A 21,309-nucleotide genomic window follows, 5' to 3' on the forward strand; every position below is an offset into this window, starting at 1 on the left:
TGCTATAACTTTAGTGCAATAAATAAGGCCCGTTATACCTTAGATACCGACTTGAGCAACTTGTCTATACTGGCATTGACCTGTTTGGCGCTGATCATCGTCATCAGGCTTTCCCCTTTGGCGCGGCGTCCCCATGGTAAAGATTGCCAGGACTTTCCAAACTGTTGTTCAATACACTGGTCGTAAACCGACACGACATCCGCGAGGTTGTTATAAGGGCCGGTGCGGCGCGGATTAGAATGGGCATACAAGCCAATTACCGGTGTATTCACCGCCGTGGCCATATGAGCGGGACCGGTATCAGGGGCGATAACCAAACAGGCCTCAGCGAGTACACCGGCCAGCTCTTTGAGGGTGGTTTTACCAATCAGATCGTCTTTTATAGGAGCGCCGGCAGCCAGGATAGCATCGCCGATGGTTCTGTCGAGCGGTCCCGGTCCGCCGCAAAGGAACACCGGTATGTTTTCATCCGCAAGATGCTTAGCAGCCGCTGCATAGCCTTCTGCAGTCCAGTTACGTTCTGCTTTAGACGCAGCCGGGCAGATAACGGCATAACGGCCATATTGTTGCTGCAACCGATGACCCGTAGCCAGGTCAGACTCGCTCAAAGGCAACTGCCAGGCAGGCTTATCCACCGGCTCTATGCCCATGGCATCGGCAAAGGCCATGAACCCTTCTAACACGTGGGGATGCTGCTGATGAGCAATCCGTTTATTAATAAACAGGCTATGGCCTTCCTTGCTGCGGGATTTATCGAATCCGAGGCGAACTTTTGCTCTGATAGCACGGGAAAGCAGGTTGGCGCGCAGGGCAATTTGCATTACGCAGAGCACATCAAAGCGTTGTGCTTTTAACTGCTGACGAATAGCCTGCATCCCTTTGCGGCCGGTTTTCTTGTCGTAGATAATAAACTCAACGCCATCCATGCCATTGAGCAAGTGATACTCTATCTTGCCGATGATCCAGGTAATATGAATGTCAGGCCGGCTTACGCGAATGCGATTAACCATCGCCGCAGCATGGCACACATCGCCAATGGCCGATAATCTAAGAATACATATTCTTGCATTTTGAGGGAGTTTTAATACGCCTGACAAAGAATCTTCCAACTAGCACTGATAAACCCCGCTAATTTGATTACAATCAGGATGAATTAACAAGTCTTAATGCTGAGAATTATCGTTGCAAGCCATAGAAACTTATACATCGGGCCGTGATACGTTATTGCTTTGTGCCAACCAGTGCGAAGCGGTAGGGATCCCCCTTCCTCCCCTGCAATGGCTACAGCAGTCGCACTGGCAGCAAGCGACGACGGCCAATAGTGGTCGGGGTCAGGCTGTGCTCATTGATGATCCGGCGCCAATGGTACTCAGGGATTATTGTCGCGGAGGATTGGTACGACACGTTTCTGAAAGACGGTTTGTGTTTGGCGGTTTAACCGCTACCCGCCCCTACCGGGAGTTAAGCCTGCTCAATAAAATGCACGCAGCGGGTTTACCGGTTCCCAGGGGGCTGGCCGGAAGAGTCAGTCGTTACGGGCTGTGTTATGAAGCCAGCATTCTCATGGAACGCATCCCCCACAGTTGTGAAGTTCACGAACACCTGCTTACTGCCCCGCTCTCAGCGCAACAGTGGCAGGAGGCCGGGCGCCTGATCAGGACGCTGCACGATAACCAGGTTTATCATCACGACCTGAATATTCACAATATCATGATCGACCGTAACAATAAGTTCTGGCTGATTGATTTTGACAAATGTGCCCACAAAGACGGCGATCAGTGGAAAGCCGGTAATCTAAGCCGCCTGAACCGTTCTTTGCATAAAGAGCAGGGCAAGTATGCCGGTTATCATTTTGCCCAGAGCAACTGGGATAGCCTGCAAAGCGGTTATAATCAGCCTGACTAACCGCTTGGTAATTGCATCCTTGACGAATTCTGGTTACTGTTTTCTTAACTCAAACAACACTTAAACATTATGCATACACGAGCTATTTATCCGGGCACTTTTGATCCCATCACCAATGGGCACGCCGATTTAATCGAACGGGCCTCACGCATGTTTGATGAAGTGATTGTTGGGATTGCCGCTAATCCCAGTAAAAAGCCATTATTCAGCCTGGAAGAGCGCGTTACGCTTATTTCTACGGTGACCCGTGAGCTGGACAATGTCACCGTTATTGGTTTTTCCGGTTTGCTGGCGGAGTTTGCCCGTACTGAGAATGCAACGATTCTGATTCGGGGCCTGCGCGCCGTGGCCGACTTTGAATATGAATTTCAGCTGGCCAATATGAACCGGCGGTTAAATCCGGATTTGGAAAGTGTTTTCCTTACCCCTTCGGAAGAGAACTCGTTTATTTCCTCAACCCTGGTGAAAGAGGTGGCTTTGCATCATGGCGATGTGGGTCAGTTTTGCCACCCGGCTGTCAAAGCGGCTCTGGAAAAACGCCTGCACGGATAGTGAATTGCGGTTAACGCTGGCACTGTGGGCAGTAAAACGTATTACGCTGCCCGATAGTCAGGTTTTTAATGGGGGTTTCGCAGGTAAGGCAAGGCTCACCAGAGCGCCCGTAAACGCTCAGAGACTGCTTGAAGTAGCCAGGGTTGCCATCGGTCTGGGTAAAGTCTTTAAGCGTGGTACCGCCCTGCTGAATGGCTTTTGCCAGCACGTCTTTAATAGCAGTGGTGAGCAGCTGATAACGCTTCGCACTGACCTTACCGGCTTTACGACGGGGGTCGATACCCGCCATGAACAGGGCTTCATTGGCATAAATGTTTCCTACGCCCACCACCACTGCGTTATCCATAATAAAATTCTTGATGGCTACCTGCTTATTGCGCGACAACGTCAGCAGACGCTCGGCATCGAAATCCGCCGTTAGCGGCTCGGGCCCAAGGTGTGCCAGTTGAACCGGCGCAGGTTCACCAGGCGGCTGCCATAAACAAGCCCCAAAACGTCTGGGATCGTTAAGCCGCAAACACTTACCGCTGGCAAGAACAATGTCTATATGATCATGCTTTACCGGTGCAACCGCCGCATCGAGCACCCGTAGTTTACCCGACATACCGAGATGCAAAATAATCTGGCCGCCATTCTCGAGTACAATCAGCAGGTATTTGGCACGGCGATTAACCGCACTGACCCGTTGGCCAACGGCGGCAGAAAGTGACTCAGGTACCGGCCAGCGCAAGCGCCGGTCGCGGACAATAATCTTTTCGATTAGCTGCCCTTCCAGAAACGGGGCAACGCCTAAGCGGCTGACTTCGACTTCAGGTAATTCAGGCATTACATTTCCTGCTCATCGCCCAGCCACGGCAATAGCTGCGACAGGCGGACATCATCAAGGGTATACCACTGCTGTTCAACCTGAACCCACAGGTTGTTATCTTTACTGACAAAAGCATAGACGAGCCCCTGGGAGGCCCCGGCAACCCACACTACCGCTATTAAGGGTTCAGTTTGGGTAATCTCGCGAGGCGGCTTCGCAGGCTGCATAACAGCACTTCGCCAGTGGTCGATTTGCGTTTCTGGTGTGCTGGTGAGGGTTTTGTTTACGCCTTTCCAGCGCCATTGCTGGCCAACCCGCTCAAGCTTGTAGGCACTTTGCTCAATTTTAAGCACGTGGGCGTTATCCGGCAGTAACGGTAAGCTGACCGGCTGCTGAGTTTCCGGTACAAAACGGTCGAGATTAAACAGAAAAATCATGCCTAACATGGCGAATATCACCACGTTATTGAATCCTCGTTTGGACAGTCTTGCCATCGCTTAATTACCTGATTGAATATGCTACAGACATTCACGCAAAAAACCCGGCAACGGCCGGGTTTTCGTGGAGACAAAAGCAAGTTTTATTACTTGATTTTGGCCTCTTTAAACATAACGTGCTTACGAACAACGGGATCATACTTTTTGATCTCCATTTTGCCCGGCATGTTACGCTTGTTTTTGTCAGTGGTGTAGAAGAAACCCGTACCAGCTGAAGAAACTAATTTAATTTTATCACGCATGATTTGGCTTCCTTAGATCTTTTCGCCACGGGCACGGATATCTGTTAATACAGAATCAATACCTTTCTTATCGATAATACGCATGCCTTTTGCAGACAGACGCAGTTTAACGAAGCGGTTTTCGCTCTCAACCCAAAAACGGTGAGATTGAAGGTTTGGTAAAAAGCGACGGCGAGTCGCGTTTCTAGCGTGAGAGCGGTTGTTACCTACCGCAGGACGCTTACCTGTTACTTGACATACTCTTGACATTATTTGTCTCCAGAACAACGAATTTTGTCTCGCCAATCGGTCCCACCAGCACTTTGGGTGTCGGGTCTGATGACGTCTTAACCTTTAAATAAGAGGGCGCATTTTATACAGCAAATCTGCGCCGAATTCAACACTAATCCAGAAAAACCTGCGATCCTGAGCAAAAAAACACCGACCGGATCCTTCAGATCGGCATTTATACCCTGTTTCAGCGCCTAATCCAAGAATGGCGATCGCATTTCTGTTACACCGATCAGCTGCACCGGACGGTTCAGCATCTGCCCGCCATCCCGGGCAATGGGTACCCACGGGAACTGCCCGCGACCCGTAGCTGGCTGCAGAATAAACAGATCCAGCGGCACGGATACATAAAAGCCTTTGGTAAAGCTGCCTTCACCGTATTCTTCCGACGAGACATTGGTAAATGAGGCGAATGCGCCTACCACAATGCCACTATCGAAGCGTTTGGCGAAATCGATATTGATACCGCGATCCTTGGCCAGGAACTGCCCTACACTGGCTCTGATGCGTGTATCAGGCAAAAACTCAGGCTGATAATAAGCCGAGGCAAAGCCGGTGACCGCGGAATAATCAATAAAGCCGGTAGTACTGTCGGGATCGCGCTGTTTTACGTAGTTAATATCCACACCGAAAGCAAAGTTACTGTCGATGGGGCGATACATAATTTCGCCGCCCACGCCGCCGAACATGGTTTCCAGATAGCCGCCATAGCCCTGGTAATACCAATTATCGGCCAGTCTGTCTGACCACTGCATAAACACCGTATCCAGGATTACCATTGGCCCGGAAACATACTCACGAACCCGGGTTCTTACCCGCGGCAAAAACGTTTCTTCGGCATCTACGGTAAAGTTAAATTTATCGAAGTTATCCAGCAGCGTAGTGCGGATCCCGCCGTAGATCCCAAGATGCTCATTAAACTTATACCCCACACTGCTCAGTAAGCCAATTTGGTATAAATAAAAATCTTCCGGGTTACCGAAGGTCTGCGTCCAGAAAAACTTGGTGGAGAAAAACGCACCAGTAGCGCGATGTGGCTCGTAGGCATCAACCTGTTGCTGGGTGGGTGAAACACGCCGATAGGTATCTTCTACACTACTCTCTGGCACGCTGTACGTGGCATGTTCGCGGAACTTAGCGGCATCAATAACGGTATCCACCATCGGCACATTATTGCTTTGTTCAACCAGGTGATATTGCTGAATTGATTCCGGCAGTTCAGAGGCCAGAATACGGCCAACCCGCTCGACACCTTCATTGCGGTCGCGATATCTCGTTTGTAGGCCATAAAATGTGGCCTGGTCATCGTCGATTTCAAGGTCGGTGATCACGTACCCCGCCTGACGGCGCAGATCGTTATAGAGCTTTTGCCGCTTTACGTCGGCAGCGTTTTCTGGCGGCTTAATGCCTTGAATTTCACGCGGTGGATTATCAATTTTGACCTGGCTAACGGTATGCATATTCAGCTTATAGCTCACGCCAAAGCCGATGGTATTACCGCGCTGATAATTGAGTGAAAAATCAAAGTTATTCCAGCGATAAACAGCACCAAAGTTCCAGCGGGAGTCCTGCTCCAGGGCGCCGGCGCGATCCTGCTGGTAGTTATTGCCTTCAAACTCGGCTTTCAGGCTGAGGCCTTCCAGCGGCGTTTGATACTCAATGCCCCCAAACACGGCCATGGGCCCTTTAAAGAAGTTCTGGTAATCAACCTTACCGCCGCGGCCGGAAAAGCCGTCAGGGCGCTCGCAGAAGCTCTCTCGGAGCTCACAGAAAGGGTTAGTAAAATCGTTTTGATAGCCCAGGTGCCCCCAGCCTAACCCCAGGTGGAAGTCGAATGGCCCCACGGCCTTACTGGCATTAACAAACTCGCTTTCAAAAAAGCCGGTGCCGCCAAAATCTCGGAAACCCACCGAAATATCCGGTAAATAAAAGCTTTCTTCCCACAGACGGAATTTAACGTCGAGGCCTTTGTCTTTCAGGGTTTGATCGCCACTGAAGTCGTCGACGTTGCTGTATAACCGGGTTCGCACATCGGTGTACCGAGCAGTAGCCTCCATCCAGGGGAACAACTGCAGGCTTACCGACATAAAGCGGTATTCCTGGTTGTCGGTGTAGCTCATCGACAGGGCGCCTTCCGGCATCATCCGGGCCGTTGGCGTTTGCCAGAGCCCTACACCGCCCTGCACCATCTGACTGGGCGTTACGGAATAAGTATTTGGCTGATCAGATTCGTCAGCCCGGGTCTGAGGCACGGCCGCCATGCAGGCCAGCGCCAGAGTCGACAAAGAGAAAGAAAAACGCGGAGCAGCCAAAGTTACATCCTATGCATCATAAGTTGGGCGATTTTGTCGTTGAGCGGACCAATACGGTCGAAAAACAGCTCATCCTGCAGCGGTATATATATTTCACTACCCGGCATCGGCTTTACATGCTGGCGATTCCAGTAAGCGATACCAAGCTTTTTCACGTCACCATCGGGTTCGAGCAAATAAGCGATATCCCGATGGGCATTGGCCGCCAAATCAACGCTGTCGATATAATCAGTCACGGTGAACCCGGTTTTAAACGGCAATGCCGTGGCTTGTTGCACCATGCCACTAAGCCGAACCACCTGTGAGCGTTGTTTAAAACGAATATAGTACTCACCGGTATTGAACTGCGGGTTAAGGGCAGGATTAAGCCGTGCCTGGTCATAATCAACAATCAATTTGAGACGGCGCATCAGCTGCCAGCTGCCTATTTCCTGGTATAACGCAGAGAGCTGGCGATATTCGGAACTACCCTTAGACTGCTCACGAATAAGCGCTGCCAGTTGTTGCAGGATATCTGCCCGTTGCTGCTCTATTTCAGGCGCATTTAACTGATAAACCGCTGCATTAGCCCAGTACTGAGTAGGCTTTCGTTCAACGATAGACAATACCGTGGCCAGGCGCACCGGGCGGTCGAAGGTATAAATCTGGCCCGCCACATTGAAGGTCACTGCAACGTCTGCAGTGGCTGAATAAGAAAGCAAACCGAGCATCATACAAAGTACACGCAACATCAGTTTGCCTCCCGGGCATTAATTAAACGGGCGATACGACTCACAAATGTCATTTTCATCAGATCGGAATTTGGTGTGGCTTTCTGTTCGCTATAAATAATCTGCCCGCTGGTCTGTTCCAGCCAGTAAACGTTCTGCCAGGTGGTCTCATGAGTCCAGTACGGTTTATCAATATCGATGGAAACCGTTTCGGTGACCGGAATAACGGTGAATTCCTTATCGTAAAACGTGACCTGCTGCGGGGCGCCGCGTTGCCACTGAGAATCCACAGGCAGGTCATAGTGGTGTTCTTCCACATCGATATAGTATTTCCAGCTAGCATCCGTTAGCTGCGTAGAGGCTCTGAGCGGATTGCCCTGGAGGTTATCGGTGTACTGCAGGTCGACATCCAGACCGGAGATACGGATAATTTTATCCTGATCCATAGCCACCACCACGTGGTCGGCCGACACCCATTTATTCTGCCCGTCTTCAATATAGGCCAGCGCCATGTACACGGGTAAACGCTCACCATGCAGGACTTTAAGGAAATCAACTTTACTTTCTCTGACCTGCTGCAGAGATAGCGAGGGGCCGTCTTCAAAAAATGCCAGACGCAGGGTTTCCAGGTACAACCTGTTAACATTAGAACAACCAGCCAGCATAACGCTGACGGCTACCATGATGAAAAATCGAAGAAATGTTGCAACAGACATGAAAGACTCGGTTCAGCCTAATGTAATTCCATAACCAATAAAAAAGCCGCCCAACAGGCGGCTTTCTAAAACTGTTTTCGCTTACTGAGGAACAGTAGGCAAATAAGTAGTAGTTACTGGAACAGTGATAGTAGTAGTTACACCGTTAGTAACAGTAGTAGTCAGGGTATTTGTTACGTTGTAGCAAATGCCGTCTACCAGGTCGTCACCAGCAGAACACTCCTCTTCAGGAGGAGTACCGCCACCACCAGTGCCGGTGTCAGTGTTAGTGTCGTTACTAGCGATAACTGAGCCAACTACTGCAGCGGCGATTACACCACCAGCAATACCAGCAGCACCGATGCCACCGATGCCAGCACCAGCTGAACCAGTACCACCCGCTTCTTGTGCATTCGCAGACATTGCCATAGCGGCAGTGATCAGCGTAATAAGCAATGATTTTTTCATGTTTAGTCCTTTCTATGGGATATCCGCCAAGTGATCATACTAAAGCATTTTTACCGGTAGATCACTAGGGGTGGCGTAAAAAAGTACAACTTTCGATAAAATATACCGGTATAAAAAAACAAACTAAAGTATAAATTTTCAAACCTTTATACCACATCAATGGCTCAGTTGATCACATTAAGCCCTGTTGAGCCAGAGAACACACCTGATTATCGGCCACAATAAAGTGGTCGAGCACCTCCACATCCACCAGCGCCATGGCGTGTTTAATATCCCGGGTTAAGCGAATATCCGCCTCGCTGGGCGTAGGATTGCCTGAAGGGTGATTATGCACCAGAATAATCGCCGCAGCATGGTCGGCAATCACCTGCTTAACAATTTCACGAGGGTAAACGGCTGCCGCATTAATGGTACCGGAAAACAGCTTTCTGAACGTTATCAGCTGATGCTGGCTGTCGAGCATCAGCACGCCAAACACTTCCCTTTTTAAGTCGCGCAGCTCTGCCCGCAAATAAAACTTGGCATCTTCGGCGCAATGAAATACCGAACGCTTAAACAAGGGCTCAGCCAGTTGGCGACGGCAGATTTCCATGGCGGCCTGCAGTTCACAGTAGCGGGCTTTGCCAATGCCGGGTATTGCACAAAGTTCATGACTGGAGGCTGAGATAACGCCACGCAAACTGCCAAAATGCGCCAGTAAGCTGCCGGCCAGCTCCAGCACGGTAAGCCCCCGGGTGCCACTACGCAGTATAATTGCCAGTAATTCGGTGTCTGACAGTTGTTGCGGGCCATTTTTGAGCAGTCGCTCACGGGGACGTTCCTGTAATGGCCAGTGGAGTAGTGTTAGCGTCATATCATCTCTCGGTAATCCAGCGTTGATAACCTGCTCAGACTAAGTGATAAAACGTGGAGTCACTACTGCACCTGAGCCGGGTTTTCGCTACACACTCAGTGCGGCGCATGCTAATCTTTCCCTGTTTAGCTGGTCGGACATATACACATGACGTTACAAGGTAAAAAAATAGTACTGGGCATCAGCGGCGGAATTGCGGCTTACAAAACCCCTGATTTGGTGCGTAAGTTAACCGCTCAGGGCGCTCAGGTGCGCGTTATCCTCAACCAATCCGGCGGGCATTTTGTTAGTGAACTGTCGCTGCAGGCAGTGTCTGGTTTTCCGGTCAGCACCGACCTGCTCGACCCCAGCGCTGAAGCGGCTATGGGCCATATTGAACTGGCTAAATGGGCGGATATTCTGCTTATCGCGCCAGCCACGGCCAACACCATGGCCAAACTTGCTCACGGCATTGCCGACGACTTGCTAACCACGGTTTATCTGGCTACCTCGGCCACGGTATGTATTGCGCCGGCCATGAATCAGCAAATGTGGAAAGCCAGACCAACCCAACACAATGTTCGGCTGTTGCGCAGTTATGACCATCACATTCTTGGCCCGGCTGATGGTGTCCAGGCCTGCGGCGATACAGGCCCCGGCCGGTTGCTTGAACCTGAAAAACTGGTTGAGTGTTTAATAGCTTTGGTCAATAAACCTTTGCCCTTAAGAGGTAAACGTCTGCTGATAACCGCGGGGCCAACCCGGGAAAGCCTCGACCCGGTTCGCTTTCTCTCCAATCACAGCTCAGGAAAAATGGGCTTTGCGATTGCGGAGCAAGCCAGACAGCTGGGAGCAGAAGTGACCCTGATTGCCGGGCCGGTTGCATTGCCTACCCCCGTTGGGGTAAGCCGCATTAATGTGGAGAGTGCCGTGCAAATGCTGGAAGCGGTTATGGCCAAGGTTAACAGTCAGGATATGTTTATTGCCACAGCCGCCGTTGCCGATTACCGGGCCGAAAATGTTGCCGACAATAAAATCAAAAAAAATGCCGATGAGTTAACACTTACTTTTGTAAAAAACCCTGATATCCTAAAAACAGTAGCAGGCTTGCCTAAGCCACCATTTTGCGTTGGTTTTGCTGCAGAGAGCCAGGATGTTGAAGCTTATGCAAAACGGAAACTGGCCGATAAGAAACTCGATATGATTGCGGCCAATGATATTACGGTTGCCGGATTGGGCTTTAACAGTGACGACAACGCGTTACATGTGTTCTGGCCGGACGGGCGCCGAGATTTACCCGCTCAGCCAAAAACAGAGCTCGCTTTGGAGTTGTTGAACGTAGTCATTGAACGATATCAAGAAAAACACGACACACTGTCATTATAATTCACAATAAAGTGGAAACTGTTGTCACTCAATAATATGGTGGAGGAAGCACTTTTATTATGCCTGCTGCAAAACGAACTAACCGTAGAGCGCAAATTCTACAGGCGCTCGCCGGAATGCTGGAAACCAGCCCGGGTCAGCGTATTACCACGGCGAAGCTTGCTGAAAAAGTAGGTGTATCGGAAGCCGCGCTGTATCGCCACTTTCCCAGCAAAGCCCGGATGTTTGAAGGCTTGATTGAGTTTATTGAGGAAACCCTGTTTTCGCGCATCAATAAAATTATCAATGAAGAGAAAGACGCGGCGGCCCGTTGTCAGCTTATCCTGCACCTTATTCTTGGCTTTGCAGAAAAAAATCCCGGTATCACCCGTATTTTAAACGGTGATGCGCTGATGGGCGAACAAGAACGCCTGAGGTTACGCATTGCCAAGCTGTTCGAACGTTTGGAAACTCAGTTAAAGCAGGTCCTGCGTGAGCGTCGTTTACGTGAAGGCAAAGAGTTGGCGGCCGATGAAGGGGTTATTGCTAACACGCTCATCTGCTTCACGGATGGTCGGATTAATCAGTTCATCCGCAGTGGCTTTCAACGTAAACCTACCGAGCACTTTAACGAGCACTGGGCGTGTTTTAAGCAGTCTTTTTTCATTTAAAAGACCCCTCCTGATGTGTGATCAGAGCCAACCGTTTATTTGCATTCCATGCGAGGCAAACTACAGTTAACTTAGACTAGAACGCTGACTATATTATGCCTCGCACATCGCTTTACAATCTGGATGACATTCTCTGCGAAGCAGAAGATATCTTTATTGAACACAGTTATAACGGTGCCGTAATGGATGAAATTATTGCCCGGACTGAGTTTAATCGCAGAGGATTTTATCTGGAGTTTGGCAGCAAGCTTAAATTTCTTTATGCCGCTCTGGACTATTACGATACCCACAAACTGTCGCCCATTCTTGCTCACCTCGAAGATCATCAGGGGCTGGCGTCTATCGAGCACTTTTTTACTGCTTACATCGAACATATTTACGGCCGGGGCTGTTTACTTATAAACATGGTCACGGAATTGGGCAGTGAAGATGATCACATTCGCTCGCTCGGTCGGCATTACCTCGACAAACTGCAACTGGCTTTTATTGGCTGTCTGGAACAGGCACAACGGCAGCAGACCGTGCGAAACAATATCAATGTTGAAGCCGTCGCATTACAACTCACCAGTTTCGTGCAAGGGTTTGCCATTAACAGTATCCTGGCTGAGAGCGAAGAAGAGTTACATATTGCCACCCGGGCTTTGCTGCAACCTATCTCGCAATAACAATTGTCATTTCTCCGCTTGGAGAGTCTGTCCATCTCGCTTTATAATCTGCCCGGTGAACCATATCTTCAGTCGTAACAAAAGAGAACATTAAATGGCCGACAATAAAATGCTCTACCGGGTACAGTTTGTGAGTAATGGCGAACATTACGAGCTTTATGTGCGGGAAGTATCACAGGGCGGATTATTCGGCTTTGTCGAAATTGGCGATTTCGTTTGGGATAACCATACGCATATTGTGGTGGATCCTTCCCACGAAAAACTCAAAACAGAATTTGCTGATGTCACCAGCACTTTTATTCCTATGCATAATGTGCTTAGAATCGACCAGGTAAAAAAACAGGGGACAGCCAAGATCACCGAATTATCGGATAAGGTAACGGCGTTTCCTGGCCCTATTTATACTCCTAACAAAGATTAACCCTGCGAGCCTGTACTGACACAAGGATTATTCTGACATGCTGATTTTCGCAAGCTTTGCTGCGCTGGTTCTGTTACTGATATTTTTTGGCCTGAAAATTCAGAACTTACAAAAACAACTTCAACTGTGCCAGAACAGTCTCAAAGCCACATCGCGGCGGATCAGCGATGCCAACGGCAGCATGATAGTGCTTTCACAACAGATCCAAAGCTTTTTGGCCGAGCGCCTCGATGCCTCACATAAGCGTGGTTTAGTGAACAGTAAACACTATGAAACGCTGCAACCGATGTTTGAAAAAATCAGTGCGGTTGCCGTGTACTGTATGGAAAAAGGGATGTCTGTTGAAGAAGCGCTTAATGCCGCTCTTCAGGATGCAGAAGTCACTCTGGAACAAATTCGTGAAGTCATAAAAGTACAAGCCAGTGACATCCGTATGGCCTGGAGTAAAAATACGCTGGATGGCTTTATTATTGCCTGTAAGGGCCTGAGTTTCCCCCCCACAAAAACAGAAACCAGCAAAGCCGAATAATCAAACAAACTACACGCGCCTCTTGCAGAGGCGTTTTTTTTGACTAAAATACTGTATAAATAAACAGTATTTTTATTATGTCAGCATCCATTAGTTCGCTTATTAAACACCCTATGGTTTTTCGGGGCCGGGACCATCGCCACCGCGCAGATGGCGGGGAGTTGCGGCTGCCTTTCGGCCACACCAGTCTGGATAAAGCCTGCGCCGGCGGTGTACCGGCTGCGGGGGCTCTGAGTGTGAGAGCCCTTCCCGGACAGGGTGAGATCCAGTTGCTAAACAATATACTGGTGCAAAAAGCTGACTCGAAAAAACGCATTATCTGGCTGCCCAATCAGGTACACCTGAACCCAAACTGGTTATCCCAAACGCCCTATCAGCAGCAGTCCTGGGTATTAACCGCAGCAAACGATACCGATGCGCTGTGGGCGTGCGAACAGTCCGTACGCAGTCAGGCATGTTGTTGTATTGTGTTATACCTCTCCCACATAGTCCCTAAGGCCGCCCGGCGGCTACAGGTGCTGGCTAAACAATATGACTGCCTGGTGGTGCTGGTGCACAGGGGGGAAGTAAGCCCCGGGGCACTGCCAGTGAACATAGATATGGAACTCACTTACGATGCCGGGCAATGGTACGTCCATTTACACCGCGTAACGGGGGCATGGCCGCAGCACCATATTAAGATTGAGCATCCGCTCCCGGCCACTAACAGTGCGATTGTAAAGGCGTTCAGGCAGTACAACCAACGTCAGTCAACGCCTATTCACGAAGTCAGTTAATCTTATGCACTGGCTCTACTTGCATTTCCCACGCCTGCAGCTTGATCAATTTGAGCAGCTTCACCCTGAGCAAACCGGGCCGACGGTGATTATTGATACAACCAGCAACACAGTGCGTCAACGCTCCAAAGCAGCCGCCACTTGCGGCATTAAGCCTGGTATGGGTTTGGCAGAAGTCACCGCTATCAATGCCCAAACCTGGATTATTGAATATTCCGCCAGCAGCGAAAGCAGTCAGTTGGAACAGCTGGCGACCACGCTTTACCACATAGCCTCAGACATCGTTTGTGTGGCAGGTAATGGTATTGCGATAAATCTCGGCCCGTTGATACGCTACTATCAGGGCCTGGATAACTTTATGGCACTCTGTCGGCGTACCCTGTTAGCTGAACGAGTCCATTTTCATTATGGTTTTGGGGCCACCATTGACATTGCACAGGTTCTGGCCCGAAGTAAGATTAACCGCACAGAGGCAGATCCCAAACACGCCAACCAGTACCTGAGTCAGTGTTCATTGCAAGTCAGTGAGCTTTCGCCGAAGGACACCGAACAGCTAAACCGCTCCGGTATCCGCACGCTGGGACAATTGATTCAGCTACCGCTGGAAGAAATTGGCAAGCGTTTTAATAACGAGGTAATCACTTACCTGTTAGCACTTAAAGGCGTAAAACAACCGCCTTACAGTTTGTTCCACCCTCGCAAGGTATTCCGTCAGTTTCTGGAGCTTCCCTATGCAGTAGAATCTGCGCCGCGGCTAAGCCGCTATATTGCCATGCCGTTGGCTAATAACTGTCAGTATCTGCAAAAGCGAAATCTGGCTACCGACACATTGCATTTTGACCTGCACCAGCGAGAACACGAAAATATTGAGCTGGTGGTTAACGCCGGTACGCCTCATCACCACCTTAGTGAATGGCAATTACTGATCGATTTAAAACTCGAGCAGCTAAAGCTCGACTCTCCGGTGATCGCTATTGCCCTCACCTGTGATCGGCTGGTTGAATTTGCCCCGGAAAACCTGTCTTTGCTGCAAAGCAATTATTCCCGGCATGCTGAGAATATGCTACTGGGCAAGCTGTTGGCGAGGTTGGGCAGCGAAAATGTTAAAACGCTACAGCAGGTCAATGAACACCGGCTTGATTATGCGGTACAGGAGGCATACTCGCCGCATCAAAAGCGCCCGGGAGGTGAACTTAGCGGGCAGCAACCTGCCTGGCTGCTTAGCCGGCCACAACCGTTAACCGAACAGACGCAAATTCTTTATGGTCCGGAAAGGATCCATACCGGTTGGTGGGATGTTCATTCTGTAAAGCGCGATTACTTTATGGCAGTGACACCTCATGGCCAACGGCTTTGGGTGTTCCGGGATGAACAGCAGTACTGGTATGTGCATGGGTACTTTGGCTGAGCATGTTTGCTGAATTGGTTTGCCAAAGTAACTTTTCCTTTTTAGAAGGGGCTTCTCATCCCGAAGAGCTGGTTAATACCGCCGCGTTTCTGGGTTACGAGGCCATTGCTATTAGCGATGAATGCTCGGTGGCCGGGGTAGTCAGGGCGCATGCAGAAATTAAAGCCAATGGTTTACCGGTAAAACTGATTGTTGGCAGCGTGTTTCAGTTAGGTCCGGATCTTAGGGTGTGTTTACTGTGTCCGGATAAAACCGCCTACGCGGAGTTATGCCGCATTATTACCAATGCACGAAGGCGCAGTGAAAAAGGCCACTACGCCTTATCAGAATGGGATTTAAAATCGGTTAAGTCCTGCCTGGCCATTTGGTTACCAGCTTATAGCGACCACGACAGCGCATGGGCAGAGTTCTTTGCTAAGTTTTTCAGTAACCGCTGCTGGCTGGGCATTTCACGATTATTAAACGGCAATGATAACGATCACTTCGCCGCGGCTATGGCGCTGAGTGAAAAGTACGCGTTTCCACTGGTAGCCACCAATCAGGCCCTTTTCCATCACCCCGACAGGCAACACATGCAACATATTCTGCACGCTATAAGAACCCGTAAAACGGTGGCTGATTTAGGCACACAAGCAGTCCAAAATCAGGAGCGAAGCCTTAAAACACTCACCAAACTAACCCGTCTGTATCCTCAGGCGTGGTTAACCGAGAGTCAGCGAATCGCCAGGCTTTGTCAGTTTAATCTGGATGAACTTAAGTACCAGTACCCCAGTGAACTGGTACCCGCTGGCTACACCGCGACGTCCTATTTACGCCATTGCGTGGAAGCGGGCATTAAGAAACGGTTTAAGCATGGGCTGCCTCCGTCTATCAGAGAGACGATTGAAAAAGAACTGTCGCTTATCCACTCTGAACAGTTTGAATATTTTTTTCTGACCATTTATGACATTGTGCAATTTGCCAAACAACGGGGCATTCTTTATCAGGGGCGAGGCTCAGCGGCAAATTCTATTGTGTGTTACTGCCTCGAAATAACCGCCGTGGATCCACGCCAGATAAATGTGCTGTTTGAACGCTTTATTTCCAAAGAGCGCAATGAGCCTCCCGACATAGATGTGGATTTCGAACATGAACGCCGTGAAGAGGTTATTCAGTATATCTATGCCAAGTACGGCCGTGAGCGCACTGCGCTGGCCGCCAGTGTTGCTACTTTCAGATTTAAAAGTGCTTTTCGTGAGGTGGGCAAGGCCCTGGGTATCCCTGACAGCTTGCTGGGTTATTGGTTAAAGCAGTTTAACCTTCGCGACCGTACGCTTGGCTGGCAAAGCCAGTTACAGGAATCCGGTATCGATCAGGACAGCAAAACCATAAAGCAACTGATTAGCTTAACCGAAGAGCTCATTGGCTTTCCCCGGCATTTATCTCAGCATGTGGGAGGCTTTGTTATTTCCGCCGGCCCCTTGTACGAACTGGTGCCCGTTGAAAATGCCGCGATGGCTGACAGGAGTGTGATTCAATGGGACAAGGACGATCTGGAGTCATTGGGCTTGCTTAAAGTGGATGTTCTGGCTCTGGGGATGCTGACCGCTATTCGTAAAGCCTTTTCACTGATCAAGGAACGTTATCAATGGGATATTACTATTCCGTTGATTTCTGCCCACGGCAGTGACCAGCAGGTGTTTAAGGCAATCTGCAAAGCCGATACCGTTGGCGTTTTTCAGATTGAATCAAGAGCACAAATGACCATGTTACCCAGGCTGAAACCCGTATCCTATTATGATTTGGTGGTGCAGATTGCCATTGTTCGCCCCGGCCCGATCCAGGGTGACATGGTGCATCCTTATTTACTAAGAAGACACGGTAAAGAACCCGTCAGCTACCCTTCAGACGAAGTGAAATCGGTGTTGAGCCGCACCATGGGCGTCCCCATCTTCCAGGAGCAGGTGATCCAGTTAGCCATGGTGGCAGCCGGCTTTACCGGCGGGGAAGCAGATCAACTCAGAAGAGCCATGGCCAGCTGGAAGAAAAACGGCAAGCTACGACAGTTCAGAACAAAATTGATTGATGGCATGACGAACAGGGGCTATCAATCACATTTTGCAGAGCAATTATTTGAACAAATATGTGGCTTTGGAGAGTATGGCTTTCCGGAGTCTCATTCTGCTTCGTTTGCCGTGCTGGCCTATAGCTCGGCATGGCTTAAATACTATTTTCCGGTTGAGTTTTATGTAGGCCTGCTTAACAGTTGGCCTATGGGATTCTACACACCTGCACAACTTATTCAGGATGCAGCCAGACACCAGGTTTATGCATTACCGGTTGATATCAATAAAAGCCAGATTGACCATACTGTGATTGACGATCAGCATTTCAGACTGGGCCTGAGGCAAGTTAACGGCTTGTCGGATAAAGCCATGCAAACGCTGATTACACACAGACCGGAAAACGGTTTCACCAGTCTGAGCGAGATTAAATCGCTCGACCTCAACCGCAATGATCTCTCGGCTTTAGCCAGTGCCAATGCACTAAAAACCCTGGCCAACAACAGGTTTAATACCCGTTGGCAGCTGATGGATTCACAAATGACATTGCCTTTACTAAAAAATCATTCTGACAGCGCAGCGCCTATGTTGGCACCTACGGCCGTTGAAGATCTTATCGAAGATTTCGCCTCGCTTAACCTGTCTCTGGACCAGCACCCCATCAAGTTACTGCTAAACCAATACCCCCTGCCACATCTGACACATGCTAATGCGGTGTCAGATAAAGCGCATAAGTCGCCTATCCGGGTCATTGGCTGTGTGGTTGGCCGTCAGGCGCCAGGGACCGCCGGCGGAGTGACGTTTATGACACTGGAGGATCATACTGGCAACCTCAATGTAGTCGTTTGGCAAAGTACCGCCAGACTGCAGAAGAAAGCATTTATTAGCAGCAAGATCCTGGAAGTCAGAGGGATATTAGAACGCTCTGAAGAAGGCGTGACCCATATTATTGCTGGTAAGCTTATCGATCACAGCGATAAGTTTGATCAACTATTAATGCGTTCCAGAGACTTTCATTAGAAGAATTGCACCATTCACATAAGAAAATACGTATATACCCTCAAAAACGTATATAAAATACACAAACTTTGCCGTAATCTAAGGCTATGGATGCACACATTCACTCTTTGTTATGTATAGTCTGAAAGGTATAGCTTCTGTTGTATGCCGCCTGGCAGTATTTCTTTTTCTCACGGCGGGAAGTTATTGCCGTGCCGAAACAATTGTTATTGGGACCCAGAACTTTCATTATTTCCCTCACTACGACTTTACGTCAGACACCGATAAAGGGCTTGCCTGGGCAATCTTTGAGGCGTTTAAAGCCACCACTGAGCACGAGTTCGTTTACATTTCCATGCCGGTACTACGCCTGCAAAAAGAGTTGGCCAAGGGCAGTGTTGATTTTATCTATCCGGATAACCCCAAATGGTACAACCCGATTATCAGTAATAGCCGTAAAAGCTTCAGCCAACCGGTGACCCGGGCATTAGGTGGCACTATTATGCGCCCGGATAAACTAGGCGGAGGCATCTCAACAATCCGCCGCCTGGCGATGCCGTTGGGATTCACTCCGGTTAACTGGCAGGAAAGAGTTGATCAACAACTCACACATCTTATCCGGGTAACCGATACACTGAATGCGCTGGAACTCATTGCTATGAACAGAGCCGATGCAGCCAATCTCGAATTTCATGTTGCTCAACATATTGCGTCACAACAGCCCGGACTTGGCAATTTTACACTGGACCCAATGTTGCCCCACGACGGCGTAGCATTCAGTTTAGCAACAATCCGACATACACCATTACTCGCCGAATTTAATGCCTTTCTGGCCTCACATCAGGAATTGATTAAGCAGCTTCATGCCCAGTATAAAATTCGCCCGCCAGAGGATATTCTCAACTCCTTGAAGGCGAAATACTACTAACGTGTTCGTGTAATATTTTCCTTCGGGCTTAAAAACTTACCACTCTTCGTTACACAACCCCTCATAAAACACATAAAAATCAAAATCTTACAATTGGCTAACTATTTGCTTTGGTAGTTTTCAAAGGAGTAAATGTTATGCCAAAATCGTATTTTCTTTGTATTTTCTTGTTTTGTTTTTCGTGTTTTTCTCGTGCTGACGATCAGGCTGTGTCTGTTGGATACCTAAATGGCTTCGATGATATTCAAGGATTGAGGGTCGCCTGGCGTCCGACAACTCTGGATATTGATACCACATGGCTCGGCGACGTTAATGTTTACTTAGAAGGGAGTGTTAACTTCTGGCGCTATTCACAAAACGGCGATCGTGAAACGGACAGCAATTTTACAGTTGCTCTCACTCCTGTGATTATCAAGCGTCTGGGCGCAATTAACGACCGCTATCCCGTGTACCTGGAAGCGGGTATTGGCCTGAGTGTGGTGAGCGATCAACATTTTGCCGGTAAGGACATTGGTTCGCATTACCAGTTTGAAGATAAGCTGGGCCTGATTGTCGATCTCGATGAGAGTGAGAAGCTGACTCAGCAAATTGCGGTAAGACTCATCCATTATTCAAATGGCGGACTGAATAATGACAATCCTGGGCTGGATTTCCTCAACCTCGCTTATATCGCTCACTTTTAGGTTAGTTGCAGTTGATGGCGCTCTGCTGGTTTGTGACAGCGTAGAGCGCCGAAGCAACAATACCGGTAAGAACGCCTATGAATACTAGCCCTTTGCATTGATTATTCATTGGCACACCTGACTATAACAAATGTCATTGGTATCTTCATTTCACAATGTACTATAGTAAGCATATTACTCACGGTATTAAGTAATGATGAAACTCTCTTTCTTTCCCAAACTGCTAAGTTCGGCTTCGTTGCTGTTATCGGCAGCATTATCCTCTAACTCGGCCTGCGCTGAGACCTATGTCGTTGCCTCACAAAATATCGCTTACTACCCACACTATGAATTTTCAGCAGTTAAGGACAGAGGTTATGCCTGGGCGTTGCTGGAGGCTTTTGCAGCTGAGCGTGGGATTACGTTTGAGTATGTAAGTATGCCGGTACTACGCCTGCAAATAGAGCTAGAGAAAGGCAATGTGGACTTTGTTTATCCGGATCATCCAACCTGGACCAACCCGGTTAATGATAATGCTACCAAGCATTTTAGTGTTCCACTGACCGAAAGTCTTGTAGGTACCTTTGTAAAACCAGAACGTTACGGTCAGGGCATTTCTTCTATCCGCAAAGTATCAATTGTACTGGGTTTTTCACCACTGTACTGGCAAGACCGTATTGAGAGCGGGCAAACCAAGCTTATCTCTGTGGCCGATAACAAATCAGCCATTTATATGGCGCAATGGGACAGAGCGGATGCTTTTGACATGGACTATTACGTAGCCAGGTATCTGATGGACAAACTGGATGACGTCGATGAATTCAAGCTCGATCCTGATTTACCGGTTACTGTTGTGGAGTTTTGCTTATCTACCGTGAGAAAACCTGAGTTATTGTTGGAATTGAATGAGTTTATTACCAATAACCCTGGCTTAATCGCTATGTTGAAAACCCGTTATAACATTGGTAACGCTCATTACCGTCTTGAATCGATTCAGGCAGGGCTCCAATAGGCTTTTTAGTAAATCCTTCCTGTGCTTATTCTATGCTCATTACCGTGCTTTTTTGATTCTACGCTTCTGCAATGCGTACGATCCGCTTCTTAACTCTACGGTTATACGATGGGGGCACTGCGTGCTTTCCGGGATGACGGTTCTTTGTTTGATTAGCGATGGGTACGGTGCGCTGTTTAACTCTACCGTTGTACGAATGGAGACCCCGGATAAGTAACGCGTACTTTCCGGGATGACGGTTCTTTGTTTTATTAGCGATGAGTACGGTGCGTTTTTTAACTCTACAGTTGTACGAGGGAGGTCCCGGATAAGCACTGCGTGCTTTCCGGGATGACGGTTCTATGTTTTATCAGCGATTCGTAAGATGCGTTTTTTAACTCTACGGTTGTACGAAGGGGATCCCGGATAAGTACTGCGTGCTTTCCGGGATGACGGTTCTTTGTTTTATTAGCGCTGTATTCGGTGCGTTTTTTAACTCTACGGTTGCACGATGGGGGTCCCGGATAAGTACTGCGTGCTTTCCGGGATGACGGTTCTTTC

General features: G+C 48.9%; 23 protein-coding genes. 13 read left to right on the forward strand and 10 right to left on the reverse strand.

Features of this window, described 5'->3' with window-relative positions; translation table 11 throughout:
- Positions 1 to 32 precede the first annotated feature (32 nt).
- Entirely contained in the window at positions 33 to 1,097 is a 1,065-nt protein-coding gene (locus AC27IB_RS08805) for a glycosyltransferase family 9 protein (protein WP_296047332.1), read from the reverse strand.
- 85 nt (positions 1,098 to 1,182) lie between these two features.
- On the opposite strand from AC27IB_RS08805, the gene AC27IB_RS08810 reads away from it, so the two are divergent.
- Together AC27IB_RS08810 and coaD are read left to right on the forward strand one after the other, a co-directional pair.
- Positions 1,183 to 1,905: a 3-deoxy-D-manno-octulosonic acid kinase gene (locus AC27IB_RS08810; protein WP_296047334.1), complete on the forward strand. Its 723-nt coding sequence runs from the start codon at positions 1,183 to 1,185 to the stop codon at positions 1,903 to 1,905.
- Positions 1,906 to 1,974: 69 nt separating this feature from the next.
- Complete coding sequence (gene coaD, locus AC27IB_RS08815) at positions 1,975 to 2,457, forward strand: pantetheine-phosphate adenylyltransferase (protein ID WP_296047335.1); 483 nt, start codon at positions 1,975 to 1,977, stop codon at positions 2,455 to 2,457.
- Between the two features lie 10 nt (positions 2,458 to 2,467).
- On the opposite strand, the gene mutM is transcribed toward coaD, so the two are convergent.
- The 9 genes from mutM to radC all read right to left on the reverse strand — a co-directional run bounded on the left by mutM (position 2,468) and on the right by radC (position 9,312).
- Positions 2,468 to 3,283 carry a bifunctional DNA-formamidopyrimidine glycosylase/DNA-(apurinic or apyrimidinic site) lyase gene (gene mutM, locus AC27IB_RS08820; RefSeq protein WP_296047337.1) on the reverse strand — a complete coding sequence of 272 codons (816 nt, stop codon included), beginning with the start codon at positions 3,281 to 3,283 and terminating at the stop codon, positions 2,468 to 2,470.
- Positions 3,283 to 3,759: a hypothetical protein gene (locus AC27IB_RS08825; RefSeq protein WP_487120373.1), complete on the reverse strand. Its 477-nt coding sequence runs from the start codon at positions 3,757 to 3,759 to the stop codon at positions 3,283 to 3,285. Before AC27IB_RS08825 ends, mutM begins: the two co-directional genes overlap by 1 nt.
- Positions 3,760 to 3,848: 89 nt before the next feature.
- Positions 3,849 to 4,004, reverse strand: a complete 156-nt coding sequence (gene rpmG / locus AC27IB_RS08830; RefSeq protein ID WP_012516577.1) for a 50S ribosomal protein L33 — start codon at positions 4,002 to 4,004, stop codon at positions 3,849 to 3,851.
- A gap of 12 nt (positions 4,005 to 4,016) precedes the next feature.
- Positions 4,017 to 4,253, reverse strand: coding sequence for a 50S ribosomal protein L28 (rpmB, locus tag AC27IB_RS08835; protein ID WP_265608356.1), 237 nt, complete (start codon positions 4,251 to 4,253; stop codon positions 4,017 to 4,019).
- A gap of 215 nt (positions 4,254 to 4,468) precedes the next feature.
- Complete coding sequence (locus tag AC27IB_RS08840; protein WP_487120375.1) at positions 4,469 to 6,586, reverse strand: YjbH domain-containing protein; 2,118 nt, start codon at positions 6,584 to 6,586, stop codon at positions 4,469 to 4,471.
- A 2-nt stretch (positions 6,587 to 6,588) separates the two neighbouring features.
- Positions 6,589 to 7,317, reverse strand: a complete 729-nt coding sequence (locus tag AC27IB_RS08845; protein ID WP_487120377.1) for a capsule biosynthesis GfcC family protein — start codon at positions 7,315 to 7,317, stop codon at positions 6,589 to 6,591.
- Positions 7,317 to 8,012, reverse strand: coding sequence for a YjbF family lipoprotein (locus tag AC27IB_RS08850; protein WP_487120379.1), 696 nt, complete (start codon positions 8,010 to 8,012; stop codon positions 7,317 to 7,319). Before AC27IB_RS08850 ends, AC27IB_RS08845 begins: the two co-directional genes overlap by 1 nt.
- Positions 8,013 to 8,093: 81 nt before the next feature.
- The gene (locus tag AC27IB_RS08855) at positions 8,094 to 8,459 is read right to left on the reverse strand and encodes a hypothetical protein (RefSeq protein WP_296047383.1); all 366 of its coding nucleotides are present in this window, start codon (positions 8,457 to 8,459) and stop codon (positions 8,094 to 8,096) included.
- A gap of 172 nt (positions 8,460 to 8,631) precedes the next feature.
- Positions 8,632 to 9,312, reverse strand: coding sequence for a RadC family protein (radC, locus tag AC27IB_RS08860; protein WP_487120382.1), 681 nt, complete (start codon positions 9,310 to 9,312; stop codon positions 8,632 to 8,634).
- A 147-nt stretch (positions 9,313 to 9,459) separates the two neighbouring features.
- Here radC and coaBC point away from each other — a divergent pair, with 147 nt between their 5' ends.
- From coaBC to AC27IB_RS08915, 11 genes are all read left to right on the forward strand, one after another.
- The gene (coaBC, locus tag AC27IB_RS08865) at positions 9,460 to 10,677 is read left to right on the forward strand and encodes a bifunctional phosphopantothenoylcysteine decarboxylase/phosphopantothenate--cysteine ligase CoaBC (RefSeq protein WP_296047390.1); all 1,218 of its coding nucleotides are present in this window, start codon (positions 9,460 to 9,462) and stop codon (positions 10,675 to 10,677) included.
- Positions 10,678 to 10,736: 59 nt separating this feature from the next.
- On the forward strand, positions 10,737 to 11,327 hold the full coding sequence (slmA, locus tag AC27IB_RS08870; RefSeq protein WP_296047392.1) for a nucleoid occlusion factor SlmA: 591 nt from the start codon (positions 10,737 to 10,739) through the stop codon (positions 11,325 to 11,327).
- A gap of 95 nt (positions 11,328 to 11,422) precedes the next feature.
- Entirely contained in the window at positions 11,423 to 11,992 is a 570-nt protein-coding gene (locus tag AC27IB_RS08875) for a TetR/AcrR family transcriptional regulator (protein ID WP_487120385.1), read from the forward strand.
- A gap of 94 nt (positions 11,993 to 12,086) precedes the next feature.
- Positions 12,087 to 12,413 carry a DUF1820 family protein gene (locus AC27IB_RS08880; protein ID WP_296047396.1) on the forward strand — a complete coding sequence of 109 codons (327 nt, stop codon included), beginning with the start codon at positions 12,087 to 12,089 and terminating at the stop codon, positions 12,411 to 12,413.
- A 37-nt stretch (positions 12,414 to 12,450) separates the two neighbouring features.
- Positions 12,451 to 12,942: a hypothetical protein gene (locus AC27IB_RS08885; protein WP_487120387.1), complete on the forward strand. Its 492-nt coding sequence runs from the start codon at positions 12,451 to 12,453 to the stop codon at positions 12,940 to 12,942.
- 77 nt (positions 12,943 to 13,019) lie between these two features.
- The gene (locus AC27IB_RS08890) at positions 13,020 to 13,718 is read left to right on the forward strand and encodes a hypothetical protein (protein WP_487120389.1); all 699 of its coding nucleotides are present in this window, start codon (positions 13,020 to 13,022) and stop codon (positions 13,716 to 13,718) included.
- Positions 13,719 to 13,722: 4 nt separating this feature from the next.
- Complete coding sequence (locus AC27IB_RS08895) at positions 13,723 to 15,126, forward strand: Y-family DNA polymerase (protein WP_487120391.1); 1,404 nt, start codon at positions 13,723 to 13,725, stop codon at positions 15,124 to 15,126.
- 2 nt (positions 15,127 to 15,128) lie between these two features.
- A complete protein-coding gene (locus AC27IB_RS08900; RefSeq protein ID WP_487120393.1) occupies positions 15,129 to 18,188 on the forward strand; it encodes an error-prone DNA polymerase in 3,060 nt (1,019 codons plus the stop codon).
- A gap of 112 nt (positions 18,189 to 18,300) precedes the next feature.
- Complete coding sequence (locus AC27IB_RS08905; RefSeq protein WP_487120395.1) at positions 18,301 to 19,095, forward strand: type 2 periplasmic-binding domain-containing protein; 795 nt, start codon at positions 18,301 to 18,303, stop codon at positions 19,093 to 19,095.
- Positions 19,096 to 19,232: 137 nt separating this feature from the next.
- Positions 19,233 to 19,778, forward strand: a complete 546-nt coding sequence (locus AC27IB_RS08910) for an acyloxyacyl hydrolase (RefSeq protein ID WP_296047416.1) — start codon at positions 19,233 to 19,235, stop codon at positions 19,776 to 19,778.
- A 193-nt stretch (positions 19,779 to 19,971) separates the two neighbouring features.
- Positions 19,972 to 20,769, forward strand: a complete 798-nt coding sequence (locus AC27IB_RS08915; protein ID WP_296047419.1) for a type 2 periplasmic-binding domain-containing protein — start codon at positions 19,972 to 19,974, stop codon at positions 20,767 to 20,769.
- Positions 20,770 to 21,309: the final 540 nt, after the last annotated feature.

Source organism: Alteromonas sp. 4NH20-0104 (assembly GCF_057547795.1).